10 protein-coding genes are annotated in these 12,966 nt (G+C 59.3%); 3 read left to right on the forward strand and 7 right to left on the reverse strand.

What is annotated here, in order from left to right; translation table 11 throughout:
* The 4 genes from AC06DS_RS09445 to gatC form a co-directional block, all read right to left on the reverse strand.
* Complete coding sequence (locus tag AC06DS_RS09445) at positions 1-1,437, reverse strand: DHA2 family efflux MFS transporter permease subunit (RefSeq protein WP_477100614.1); 1,437 nt, start codon at positions 1,435-1,437, stop codon at positions 1-3.
* Complete coding sequence (locus AC06DS_RS09450) at positions 1,438-2,121, reverse strand: NUDIX domain-containing protein (protein ID WP_477100615.1); 684 nt, start codon at positions 2,119-2,121, stop codon at positions 1,438-1,440. It lies immediately after the preceding gene.
* A gap of 135 nt (positions 2,122-2,256) precedes the next feature.
* Positions 2,257-3,759, reverse strand: a complete 1,503-nt coding sequence (gatA, locus tag AC06DS_RS09455; RefSeq protein WP_477100616.1) for an Asp-tRNA(Asn)/Glu-tRNA(Gln) amidotransferase subunit GatA — start codon at positions 3,757-3,759, stop codon at positions 2,257-2,259.
* 75 nt (positions 3,760-3,834) lie between these two features.
* Positions 3,835-4,140: an Asp-tRNA(Asn)/Glu-tRNA(Gln) amidotransferase subunit GatC gene (gene gatC, locus AC06DS_RS09460; RefSeq protein WP_293789857.1), complete on the reverse strand. Its 306-nt coding sequence runs from the start codon at positions 4,138-4,140 to the stop codon at positions 3,835-3,837.
* 63 nt (positions 4,141-4,203) lie between these two features.
* Here gatC and AC06DS_RS09465 point away from each other — a divergent pair, with 63 nt between their 5' ends.
* A complete protein-coding gene (locus tag AC06DS_RS09465; RefSeq protein ID WP_293789855.1) occupies positions 4,204-4,872 on the forward strand; it encodes an ACT domain-containing protein in 669 nt (222 codons plus the stop codon).
* Positions 4,873-4,918: 46 nt separating this feature from the next.
* Here AC06DS_RS09465 and ilvA read toward each other — a convergent pair whose 3' ends face one another.
* Complete coding sequence (gene ilvA, locus AC06DS_RS09470) at positions 4,919-6,490, reverse strand: threonine ammonia-lyase, biosynthetic (protein WP_477100617.1); 1,572 nt, start codon at positions 6,488-6,490, stop codon at positions 4,919-4,921.
* 90 nt (positions 6,491-6,580) lie between these two features.
* Positions 6,581-8,098, reverse strand: a complete 1,518-nt coding sequence (locus tag AC06DS_RS09475) for a cation:dicarboxylate symporter family transporter (RefSeq protein ID WP_477100618.1) — start codon at positions 8,096-8,098, stop codon at positions 6,581-6,583.
* Positions 8,099-8,661: 563 nt separating this feature from the next.
* Here AC06DS_RS09475 and AC06DS_RS09480 point away from each other — a divergent pair.
* A complete protein-coding gene (locus AC06DS_RS09480) occupies positions 8,662-9,999 on the forward strand; it encodes a hypothetical protein (protein WP_293789851.1) in 1,338 nt (445 codons plus the stop codon).
* A 36-nt stretch (positions 10,000-10,035) separates the two neighbouring features.
* Here the strand turns inward: AC06DS_RS09480 and AC06DS_RS09485 are convergent, their stop codons facing one another.
* A complete protein-coding gene (locus tag AC06DS_RS09485; RefSeq protein WP_293789849.1) occupies positions 10,036-10,710 on the reverse strand; it encodes a 3'-5' exonuclease in 675 nt (224 codons plus the stop codon).
* A gap of 276 nt (positions 10,711-10,986) precedes the next feature.
* Here AC06DS_RS09485 and AC06DS_RS09490 point away from each other — a divergent pair, with 276 nt between their 5' ends.
* Positions 10,987-12,942, forward strand: coding sequence for a vWA domain-containing protein (locus AC06DS_RS09490; RefSeq protein WP_477100619.1), 1,956 nt, complete (start codon positions 10,987-10,989; stop codon positions 12,940-12,942).
* Positions 12,943-12,966: the final 24 nt, after the last annotated feature.

The following is a 12,966-nucleotide window of genomic DNA, read 5'->3' on the forward strand; positions in this document are numbered from 1 at the left end:
CTACTCGTCTCCGTGGCTCGCCTCTTGCCGAGCCATGCTGGAAGCCAGTGCGCCGAGGATGAGCATGACTACCGCGGGTAGCAGTGATTCTCCGAAGGCTTGGGGGCCGACTACGCTAACGCGTGCTTGCACGACCGCGGCGATTACCGCTGCACCGGTGACTGCACCGAGTTGCCTGGTGGCGTTGTACATTCCGGAGCCCGCACCGGCGAACTGCGGCGGCAGGTCTCGCAGTGTGGCGGTGGAGTTCGGCGCCCAGACAAAAGCATTGCCAAAGCCCAGGATCACGAATGATCCGATGATCATCCACAGCGGGCGCTCGGGTCGCATGGATAGCGCCAGCGCGGCCACTCCAATGGCCATCAAGCAGAAGCCCAACACGGCGAAACGCCGGGGATCGTAGCGGTCAACAAGCCTGCCGACGAATGGCGCCATCACCCCCGCGATGATGGCCATGGGAGTTACAACGAAGGAGGCTTTCATTGGACCGAAGCGATGGACTTCCTGCAGGAACAACATCACCGGAACCATCATGCCGGCGATGGTGAACCCCATAGTGAAAATCGAAGCGTTACCGAAGGCAAAATGGCGACGGGTAAACAGCGCGATGGGTACCAACGCGCTGCCCGCGGACAGGCAGGATTGCAGCCAGACAAAGGCGATCATCATCGCCACGCCGCCGACCAGCAGCGCCCAAATCCACGGAGCCCAGCCGGCGGGGTCGCCTTCCTGGATGCCGTAGATCACCATCGTCATCGCCACCATGGAAAGCAGGATCGACGGCACATTAATGCGGTCGCGCGTCGGCCGGAAGCGCGGCACCCACCGGGCAACCATTACTACGGACAGCACGCCGATCGGCACATTGATAAAGAACACCCAGTGCCACGTGGCGTACTCCGTAATGAAGCCGCCGAGCAGCGGCCCGGCGAGCGTGGAAATTCCTGCCGTCGCACCCCAGATACCCAATGCTGCGCCGCGCTTGTCGCGCGGGAAGATACGGTTGATCACGCTCATGGTCTGCGGTGTCAAAAGTGACCCGCCGATACCCTGCACGGCGCGGGCGGCAATCAGCATTTCGATACTGCCCGCCAGGCCGCAGGCCAATGACGAGAGGGTGAAGATCGTCATGCCCGCTATATATAGGTTCTTTGGCCCGAAGCGGTCGCCTAGCCGGCCGGTGACCATCAGGGGCACTGCGAATGTCAACAAATAAGCGCTGGTGACCCACAGCACCTGCCCGTAGTCGGCATGCAGGTCTACTTGGAATGCTGGCGTGGCGACGGCCACGATCGTCTGATCCAGCAGGATCATGAAAAACCCGATACACAACGCCACGAGGGCGCGCCACGCCTGTGACAGCGGCAGAGGCAGTGCGGGATAGGTTTCTTCTGCAGAGCGAGTGCGGTGTGTGGGTGGGAGCTGCTGTGCGTTCACTTACAGTGAGTCTACTGCCGCCCTCAAAGCAGACAAACTTGCTTGAAACTCCGGCATGAGCGGCAGCTCCTCCAACCGGTCAATGGGTTGCCACAGCAGCTCCAGCGATTCGGCGGTCGGATGAAGTTCCAGGTGCTCGGCGCAGGTGGCTAGGACAGTGGTGTACGTCCACTCAGTGATTTCCGGGTTGACGTACTGCCACCAGAACGTGCCTCCGAGTCCGAAGATGCCGTGAGCCTCCAAGTCGGCGTCCAGGCTAGGGTGCCGAACCGGAAAGTCCTGCAGGGCTTGGCGGGGATCCCCGTTGCGCTCGATGATCTTTTCAATCCCCGCAAAGAGGTGCCGTTCTTCTTCGCGAACTGGAAGGCGGCAGTACGCCTTCTTGACAGGCACGGTCGAGGTCACGATTTCTTGGTGGACCTTTATTGCTGACGCCCCCACGCCTGTTTCTTCCCACGTTTCTCGTAGGGCGCCGTCGGTAGGTGACTCGCCGACGTCGATCGCTCCCCCGGGCAGAGCCCAGGTTCCGCCACGGTTCGTCCACTTGGCGCGGTGCTGCATCAGAACGTGGCGGTCGTCAGTGACGAGAAACAGCCCCGCGGCGCCGAGCACACCCCAGCGGCGGGAGCCGTCGGGGTCTTCGACGAAACCATCGCCTGTGTAAAGTTCGGGAAGCTTACCCATGACTTCCACCATACGCGTGCGGCTATGGGCGGATCCCGCCCCGCCAAAAAGCTAGCTAAAAGCTAGTTGAAAGCTGGCCGAAAGCTAGACGGCTAGCCGCCAGTCAATGGCCAGTTTCGGCGTGCTTAGGCACGCTTAGGCGCGGCCGGCTTCGAAAGCGGCGCCGACGCGGTACAGACGGTCGTCGCCATGTGCTGGGCCCATGATCTGCAGACCGGTCGGCAGGCCGGAATCGCTTGCAAAGCCACCGGGCACGGACATGCCGCATACGCCCGCCAGGTTCAGCGGCAGGGTAAACAGGTCAAACATGTACATCGCCAACGGATCGTCGACCTTCTCCCCCAGCTTGAATGCGGTGGACGGGGTAACCGGTGCGACGATAGCGTCGACCTGCTCATAGGCCTTGGCGAAGTCCTGAGAGATCAGGTTACGTACGCGCTGCGCCTGCAGGTAGTACGCGTCGTAGTAGCCAACGGACAGGGCGTAGGTTCCCAGCATGATGCGGCGCTTCACCTCGGGGCCGAAGCCCTCGGCGCGGGTCAGGCTCATCACCTGGTCGGCGGAGCGGGTACCGTCGTCTCCCCGGCGCTGGCCGTAGCGCATGCCGTCGAAACGAGCCAGGTTGGAGCTGACCTCACAGGGCAGGATCAGGTAGTAGGCGTTCATGGCATGGTCGAAGTTCGGGCAATCAACTTCCACCAGTTCAGCGCCCTGAGACTTCAGCTGTTCCAAGTTGGCGTGGTATGCCTCCAGCACGCCGGGCTGGAAGGCCTCAGCGCGCTCGAACTGCTTGACTACGCCGAGCTTCACACCGTTGAGGTCTCCGGAAGCGCCCTGCTTTGCGGCCTCGACGACCGGTGCGACGGCGTGGGTGGAGGAGGTGGAGTCGTTGGCGTCATGGCCTGCAATAACCTCGTGCAGCAGCGCGGTGTCCAATACTGTACGCGCCGTCGGGCCTCCCTGATCCAGAGAGGATGCGCAAGCCACCAGGCCATAGCGGGAAACGGTGCCATAGGTGGGCTTCACGCCCACGGTGTTGGTCAGTGCGGCGGGTTGGCGGATCGAACCACCGGTGTCCGTTCCGATAGCCAGTGGAGCCATGCCTGCAGCCAGAGCTGCGGACGAGCCACCACCGGAACCGCCCGGAGTGCGCTCCAGGTCGTAGGGGTTCTTAGTCGGGCCGTACGCAGAGTTTTCCGTGGAGGAGCCCATGGCGAACTCGTCCATGTTGGTCTTGCCCAGGATCGGGATACCCGCTGCGCGCAGGCGCATGGTGACGGTCGCGTCATAGGGGCTCATGTAGCCCTCGAGCATCTTCGATGCACAGGTGGTCGGCGCGTCCATGGTGGTGAACACGTCCTTCAGCGCCAGCGGCACGCCCGCCAGCTTGCTGGTCGGCTGATCGCCTGCGGCCAGCGCCTCGTCGACGTTCGCGGCTGCGGCGAGAGCCTCGTCGGGACCAACGTGCAGGAACGCGTTGATATCCCCGTCAATCTCACCGATGCGGTCCAGGTGAGCCTGGGTAACCTCCTGGGAGCTGATCTCGCGCGCGTGAATCTTTTCCGCCATTTCCGCGGCGGTCCAGGTGGTGAAGTCCGAGTCATCCCGGGAACCGACGATGTACTTGTTCTCAGCCATGAGTGTTCCTACAGTTCCTTATTTCTCTAACGTTCGTTGTTCTAACGGGTTCTAAACGGTCTGTTGGCGTTGTGGCTAGTCCGCGAGGATCTGCGGCACCTCGAAGCGCTGCTCGCTCTGCTTCGGAGCCTGGTCGAGTGCCTGCTCGGGCGTAAGGCTCGGAACGACCACGTCTTCACGCATGACGGCAACGTCGCCGTCAACGTTTTGGGTGGGGTGGCTCAATGGCTCAACGCCTTCGGTGTCCACCTTCCTGATCGCTGCAACGTGATCGACGATTCCATCGATCTGAGCTGCGTATTCATCCAACTCCTGTTCCCCTAGGTCCAGGCGAGCCAGGCGGGCCAGGTGGGCAACATCTTCGCGCGAAATCTCAGACATGGGTTCTACTCTAGCCAAGCCAACCTGCCCCCGTGGACTTCAGGTGGCGCTAGTATCGGTTCCATGTCTTTCCTCATGCGTGTCCGTATGCCTGATTCCCCCGGATCCCTTGGCTTGCTAGCCATGGCACTGGGGACTGTCGGCGGCGATATTCGTGGCGTGGATATCGTCGGACCAGCGGAGGATGATCCGGACTCCGTCATCGACGACATTGTCGTTTCCATCCCCTCGGGACATCTGCCGGATAGTCTCATCACCGCCACGCAGGAGCTCGATGGCTTCTATGTCGATTCGATCAGACCTTTTTCCGGCAAGATCGACCGACGTGGCCAGATTCAGATGCTGTCTGGAGTGGCGGAAAAGCGGCGTCAACTACAAGAAGCGCTAGAGATCATGATGCAGGATCTGCCGCGCTCCATGACGGCGGGCTGGGCGCTGGTGTTGGATACGTCGCCGCGGACGCACCGGGTAGCTGCCTCCTCCGCCGCCCCGGAGGATAACGGGCTTGAACTCGACCACCCGCCACTAACCGAGGCCCGCGTGTTGAACCCAGAGCGCGAGGATTGGATTCCCGAGAACTGGGTTGTGATGGAGTCCGCGTTGGCGGGAACGCCAATCAAGGGAACTGACTTACTGCTCATAGTCGGCCGCCCGGGCGGGCCGGACTTTCTGCTTAGCGAGGTAGAACACCTGCGGCAGCTCGGCGCTATCTTTGGGGCGTTCTTTAGTTAGCCACTGTCTTTAGATAGCCACTGTGCCCGCCGGCAGCCCGCCGGCACTATTGGCTGCGGATAAAGAAGTTATACGCCGGGCTATCCGTCACATCGGTCGCGTGGTATCCCAGCTGCTGCAGGTGTGCTTGGAACTCGATATCGCCGGATACGTCCTCAAACGCCGCCAGCACGCGACCGTAGTCCATGCCGAAACTGCGGTAGTGGAAGCCGGTGATATTCCAACGGGTTCCCAGCACTTCCAGGAAGCGCAATAGTGCGCCGGGGTGCTCGGGGAATTCAAAGCTATACGCGGTCTCGTCAACGCGCTGACCGGGTGTGCCTCCTATCATGTAGCGCACGTGTTCCTTGGCGACGTCATCGTCGGAGAGGTCGACCACTCCATAACCTGCGCTGCTGAGATCCGCGGCGATGCCCTTGCGCTCCTCCTCGCCGTTTTTCAGTTTGACGCCCACAAAGATTCGGGCTGGTTCTTCCCCACCACGCTGGCCGACTCGGTAGCTGAACTCTGTGACGGAACGCTGGCCGAGGATCTTGCAGAACTCGAGGAACGCACCTTCGCGCTCGGGAATTGTCACGCCGAAGATGCCCTCGCCACCCTCACCGATTTCCGCACGCTCGGAGACATAGCGCAGGGAGTGGAAGTTCACATTCGCACCGGAGAGGACGTGAGCCAGGGTTTCGTCTTGAATTTTGTGGGTAGCAACATAGCGCTTCAGCCCAGCCAGTGCGACGGCGCCGGCGGGTTCGGCGATGGCTCGCGTGTCGTCGAAGATGTCCTTGATGGCAGCACTGATCTCGTCGGAGCTTACGGTGATCACGTCATCGAGGTAGTCACGGCAGAGGCGGAATGTCTCTGCGCCGATTCGTTTGACGGCTACGCCTTCGGCGAAGAGGCTGACGTGGTCGAGGGCAACGGGTTGGTCTGCTGTGAGGGCTTGGGTGAGGCAGGCGGATTCCTCCGGCTCCACTCCGATGACCTGAATTTTGGGGTTCAGTTCTTTGAGAAGCACGGCTACGCCCGCTGCCAAACCACCGCCGCCGACCTGTACGAACACGCGGTCAACGTCCGGTCGGGATTGGAAGATTTCGAGACCAGCGGTTCCTTGCCCGGAGATGACCGCCTCGTCGTCGAACGGGGCGACCCAGACCATGCCCTCCTGGTCGGATAGTTCCATGGCCTTGGCTTTGGCTTCGTCGAAGTTAGCGCCGTGTAACAGTACTTCCCCACCGAAGCTGCGCACTGCGTCGATTTTGATGCTGGGGGTGACCTCCGGCATCACAATGACAGTGCGGATTCCCAGTTCCGTGCCGGATAGTGCCACGCCCTGTGCATGGTTTCCGGCGGAGGCGGCGACGACTCCGCGGCGGCGCTCTTCTTCCGTGAGCTGTGCCATGCGGTTGAATGCGCCGCGGATCTTGAAGCTATGCACGGGCTGCAAGTCTTCGCGCTTGACCAGAATTTCGTTTCCACTGCGCTTCGACAGCGTGTCCATGTACTCAAGCGGGGTGTTTTTGGCCACGCGGTACACGGGTGCGGAAACGATTTTCTTCAGATAGTCCGCGCCGGTGGCAGTAGATTCCGTGGCAGCGGGGGCTTGTGAAGCTTCATGTGACATGCGCTTCAGTATAGTCCTGCCGGTGATCCCCCTTACACGGCAGTGCCCGTCCACCGCACCTCTGCGGCAGACGGGTTTGCACGACTGCAGTTACTGCTGACGGTAGTCGTCCAGGTTTACCTGCGGGGTGGGCTGCAGGTGATCCGTTGCGGGGTTCTTCACCGACGGGTACTTGAGGTCGACATCATGGTCATCTGCGGTTCCAACATATGGATCCTCGCCGTTGAGCACGCGCTTGACCTGTTCCTTATCCACGGTGTGAGTCCACTTGCCAACCAACAGAGTGGCCACTGCGTTACCGGAGAAGTTGGTCAGGGCGCGGGCCTCAGACATGAAGCGGTCGATGCCAGCGATGATGTCCACGCCGTCCAACAGCTCCGGACGGTGCGATTGCAGACCGACAGCCAGGGTTGCGATACCCGCGCCGGACACACCCGCGGCACCCTTGGAGGCGATAATCATGAAGATCAGCAAGCTGATCTGATCCCCCATGCTCAGGTGCACGTTCATGGCGTCCGAAATAAAGATGGCTGACATGGTCAGGTAAATCGCGGTGCCGTCCAGGTTGAAGGAGTAGCCCGTCGGCACGACGATTCCGACCGTGGACTTGTCCACGCCGACGTGTTCCATCTTGCGCATCAGGTTCGGCAGCGCGGACTCAGAGGAGCTGGTAGCGAAGATAAGCAGGTACTCGCGCCCCAGGTACTTCACCAGCTTGAAAATATTGAAGCCAGTGAAGACTCGCAAGATGGTTCCCAGAATCACGAAGATGAAGATGATGCAGGTGATGTAGAAGCCTAGGATCAAGATACCGAGCTGCAGCACTGCCTTAATACCAGTGCCGCCGACTACGCCAGCCATCGCACCAAACGCGCCGATCGGGGCCAACCACAGGATCCAGGACAGGATCTTGAAGACCAGCTTCTGCAGAGCGGCCACGAAGCCCAGGATCGGCTCGCCGGCCTTGCCCATGGATTGCGTTGCGAAGCCGACCAACAGGGCGATTAGCAGTACCTGCAGAATCTTGCCTGAGGTGAAGGCGCTGAAGAAGGTTTCAGGAATGATGCTTTGCACGAACCCGGTCTCTTGCCCTTTTTTGGCGTCGAAGCCACCGGTATTTCCAATGTTCAGCCCTTCGCCCGGCTGCAGCAGGTTTCCCACGACTAGGCCTACTGCGAGGGCGAAGGTGGACATCGTGATGAAGTAGGCCAGTGCCATGCTTCCTGCTTTGCCTACTGACGCCGCAGACCTCACCGAGCCAATTCCCAGCACGATCGTGCAGAAGATCACCGGCGGGATGATCATTTTGATCAGCGTGACGTAGGTGGTTCCGAGCTCTTTGAACCCCTTTGCGACATCGGGTGCCACGAGACCGAAAATGATGCCGGCGATCACGGCGACGATCACGCCGATGTATAGCCAGTGTGTGTTGTCTTTCTTCTCTTTCTTCGGCTCCGCGATCTGCGGGGAGCTAGCTACCGCAGCCCCCAACGAAGCTTTTACTTCCTGCGCCTTTTGCTCGGTGACGTGGTGATCAACGCCATGCTGCTGCGCGTTTTCGTAATCCGCATTGTGGTCTGCGCCCTGGGGATTGTGCTTGTCGTTCATGGATCCCTAGTGCCCCATTTCGATGTCTATGAGATGGACTCTTGAAAGTGCTGATCTTTCCCCCTTGTCAGTCCGCAACAGCCATGGGGCTCGGTGGGAGCCGTGTGGGCGTCACAAAAACCACGCAGGAGTTAACCTCAACACCTTTATTGTGCTACTTCACCAAGATAAGAAACAAATAGAGAAAGCGATAGGTTTCCCCGAGGATTTTCGTCCAGCGGGCGGACAGTGTTGACCTGCCTTTTCTTAGAAGGAAGTCCGAATAAATGGTTGCTGGAGCTGCTGGAGCTGCTGGAGCACTGTGCAGCACCACAGTGCAGCGCAGCTAAGTCAGCCGCTTTATAGCGAGCAGTACCCCCTGAGGGTACGAAGCAGAAGCTTATTCCTGCGAAAAGGTGAATCGTTCCCTAGTGTTCTCCCTAGCATTGATTCTCCACAGCATTGTTTCTTTGCAGCATTGATTCTTTGCAGTGGAGAACTTTTTCGCGTTGGGAACATTGCGTGGCCACGCTTCATCCCATCCCTATAGAACACCAACAAACCCAGAAAGGCGCTAGTTCCTCGTGCGGGCTCCTCAAGCAAAGACCCATCAGCTTCCACAAACCTGGCGATTCGCTGCTGCAGTGTTCGCGTTTCTCACCGGCATTGCTCTGCTGCCGATCTTCGCCGTTAACGCGAACGCCGACGACGAAAGCAGAGTCGCCGGAGTTTATGAAGCTGCAGGTACACCCGTCCAGCTATCCGACGATGCCACCGACGCTTTTTACCTAGGCGAGGGTTTGTACCAAAGCACCTTGCCCGGTTCCAGCAACAGCGGAGATGATAGCGACGATAAGTGGTTCAACGTCAGCATCCCTCAAGGGAGGAAAGCTGTGATCTCCGTCAATGCTGTCCCCCTGGGATCCGCTAAGGACGATTCGGCCTCATACGGCACCCGGGTGGGATATAAAAACGACTCTTGCAGCGACAAAGTCAGTGGTTCTTCCTCTACAAGTAGCTGGCCCGATCCACCAGAGGCGGAAGCTATAACAATCGTCCCGGAGGAAGACTGCGACCCGACGAAATACCGTGTGAATATCAGTTCTGCGGGTAGCAGCTTTGACGGCGAACTCCCGGTGGAAATTGTCGTCGGCTTCCCACCTCTAGTCGACGGTGCCGAAGCCGGTCCGGAAAACGACCGAGAAACCCCGGACGGCGATGACAAGGACAAGGTCAAGGTGCCACACACCGACCCGAAGTCGACCCCTGGTGGCCTGTCTTATGACAAGGCGACTGAGATCACCCCAGGCACCGTTTCTGACACCCTGGTTCCAGGCGAAACAAAGTTCTACCGCATGAACGTCGACTGGGGCCAGCGCCCCATCGCAGAGGTGGAATTCGATAAGAAGCAGACCGATGATTCCCGCAGTGGAAAAATCTTCGTCGCTTCTCCACGACGTGTTCAAACGTCATATTCGTCTTCGGAATCACTGGATGAGGATCTTCCAGTTACCGCCCGCGCAGTAGGCACGCCCTATGTCTTCTTTCGCAATGGCGAAGGAAGCTCATCCCAAGGCGATGCCAAGGAAGCTGGCCAGTGGTACGTGATGGTCTCGCTTGATGGAAGCAGTGATAACGGCATGCAGTCCGAGGAAATCGAGTTCCGCCTGTCCACCGCTCTGGAAGGCGACAAGGTCGATGGACCGGAATGGCGTCAACCCCTAAAGCCCGGTCCGGCGCCAACCCTCGAGCCCACAAGCAACGAAAACAACAGCAATAGCGGCGAAAGTGCCAATAACGCCAGCTCCGGAAACGAGAACAGTTCCCAGAGCAACGCCGTGCTGTACGTTGGCCTCGGAATCCTGGCAATCATCCTGATCGCTGCTGTGGCGGTCTACTTCACCGCCGTTCGCCGCCAGTAGCAATCTTCCGCCAGTAGCGACATGCCGCCGGTGGCACTACTCCGCTAGTGGCCAGGCGGTGTTGACGGGCACGTCCCTGCCCTTCTTCTGGAACCATTCCTGCAGTCCCTTCTGGGACTCGTAGAACCAGGTGGCCTGGGAGAGCATCAGTTCATCTGCTGCCATTTGTGTCAGCTCGGGGTATTTCCGCGCCAACATCCACGCCACGCGGGCAGCGGCCACCGCATCCGCCGTCGCCTCGTGAGCGTTATCCAAACTCACACCGTAGTGTTCGCACACACTCTCCAAGGTGCGCTTGCCTTTGCGATACTGATCCTTCGCCCTATCAACAACATAGGGGTCGAACACTGGCCCGTCGACGGTAAAGCTGGGCTCCAATGCCCGCAACACACTGAGGTCGTAGGCGGCGTTGTAGACGATCAATGTGGCTCCGGCGCGCCAGGCCTCCCGAATTCCTTCGATGGTTTTTGCCAACACTTCACCGTGGTCTTCGCCGTGCTCACGGGCGTACTCGGTAGTGATGCCATGCACATCAGAAGCCTGCTGCGGAATCTCCACACCCGGATCAGCCAGCATCTCTAGGTCTTTTCTTTCCTTGCCTTTGATCGTCACCAGGGCGCTGGTAACGATGCGGGCTGTCTTTGGATCTACGCCGGTGGTTTCCAAGTCAAAGCTCAACATGTGTGCCGGATCAAAATGCGGTGCAGTCATGTCGACCACTTTATAACGAGCGCCAGACACCCCCTGAACACCCAAAGGAAAGAGCCCTTTTCCTGCGGAATCTATCGATGTTTCCTAAGATTTCTACCCAGATTGGGAGATTTCTCACAGGAACTTTCCACGCATCGGGAACATTGCGTTGCCGTGAAGCGTCACACCCTCGTAAGGAAAAACTCTCTCAGGCTAAGCCAGCAACTAAACGGCATATCCAAACCAGAAAGGCGCTGATTCCCCATGCACGAAGTTAAATCTGCTCACCAGATAAAAGTGAAACAAAGTCCTGGTACAGGACGGCTTGCTGCGGCGGTGCTCGCTTTCCTCACTATCATGGCGCTGCTGCCGATCCTCGCAGTCAACGCGAACGCCGAAGACAATGAAAACTCCGGCAACGCTGGTGGCGACGGCGATGGCAAGGTCGCTGTCGTTCTCGACGCCTCAGACTCCATGGCCGAAAAAGATGCTGGCGACGGTGAAACCCGCATGGACGCAGCCAAGAAAGCTGCCAACGACACGGTGAAAACTCTGGCCGACAAAGCCGAAACCACCGTCATCGCCTACGGCTCCAAGGAATCCAACGCTCCTGACAACCGCGAAAAGGGCTGCAAAGACATCACCACGCTGGCGCCCCTAGGCAAGAACAAGCCCGAGGATCTGGAAGGCAAGATCAACGAACTCGCTCCAAAGGGCTACACCCCCATCGGCAACGCCATCAAGAAGGCAGCCGCCGAACTCGGAGACTCTGGAACACGCAACATCATCCTCGTCTCTGATGGCATCGACACTTGTGCCCCACCACCAGTCTGCGAAGTAGCGAAAGACATCGCTGGCGATGGCATCGACCTAGCCATCCACACGGTCGGCTTCAAAGTCGACAACAAAGCGCAAAAGGAACTCGAATGTATCTCCGAGGTCTCCGGCGGCACCTATTCCTCTGCCGACGACACGGATGCACTCCAAGAAGCACTCAGCGACGTCGCGCAACGCGTCGCCGGAGAATATGAGTCCGCAGGCACACCCGTCCAGCTATCCGACGACGCTACCTCTGGTTTCTACCTAGGCGAAGGCCTCTACCAAAGCACCCTGCCCACCGCACGCGACAGCAACGAGGACGGCGATGATAAGTGGTTCAGCCTGAGCATCCCGGAGGGAAAGACAGCTCAGGTCACCGCAAACCTGGTGCCCATTGGCTTCGAGGGTGGCGACCACATCTATTACGACGTGGACGTCGAGTACAAGAACGAAACCTGTAGTGACAGCGGTTCTGGCTACTACAGTGGCTCTAGTTGGCCGGGTCCACCGGAGGCGGAAACTGTAACCATCACTCCGGAGGACGGATGTGATCCGACGAAGTATCGCGTGAAACTCAACCATTCCGGCACCGGCATTGATCGGGATCTGCCCGTCGAGATCATGGTTGGTTTCCCGCCCCAGGTCGACGGCGCCGAGGCAGGTCCGGAAAATGATCGCGAAACCCCGGAGGGCGACGACAAGGACAAGGTCAAGGTGCCACACACTGACCCGAAGTCTACCCCCGGCGGCCTGTCCTACAACCAGGCCACCGAAATCACCCCGGGCACTGTATCCGACACCCTAGTACCAGGCGAAACAAAGTTCTATCGCATGAACGTCGACTGGGGCCAGCGCCCCATCGCAGAAGTGGAATTCGATAAGAAGCAGACCGATGATTCCCGCAATGGAGACATCTACGTGGCATCTCCCCGCCGAAAAGTTACATCGGAGGAGACCACGCAGACGCTCGATAAAGATGTCCCCACCACCGCACGAGCCGTAGCCACGCCTTATGTCTTCTACCGCAACCGCGAAGAAAACGTGAGCCATCAGGAAGCCTCGGATGCGGGCCAGTGGTACGTGATGGTCACCCTTGAGGGGTACAGCGACAACGGAAAGCAGGATAAGGACATCGAGTTCCGCCTGTCCACCGCCCTGGAAGGCAACAAGGTCGATGGACCGGAATGGCGTCAACCCCTAGAGCCCGGACCGGAACCAACCCTCGACCCCGCTGGCAACGAGGAAAACAATGACAACGGTGGAGAAAACGCCGAAAGCGCTAACGCCGATGACGAGGACAAGTCCGACGCACAGGCGAAGGACATCGAGAACACCTCGCAGAGCAACACCGTGCTGTACGTCGGCCTGGCAATCCTGGCGATCATCCTGATCGCTGCCGTGGCGGTCTACTTCACCGCCGTCCGCCGCAAGTAAATATTCCGCAAGTAGACTAGCGGG

The organism is Corynebacterium sp. TUM25015 (genome assembly GCF_056393505.1).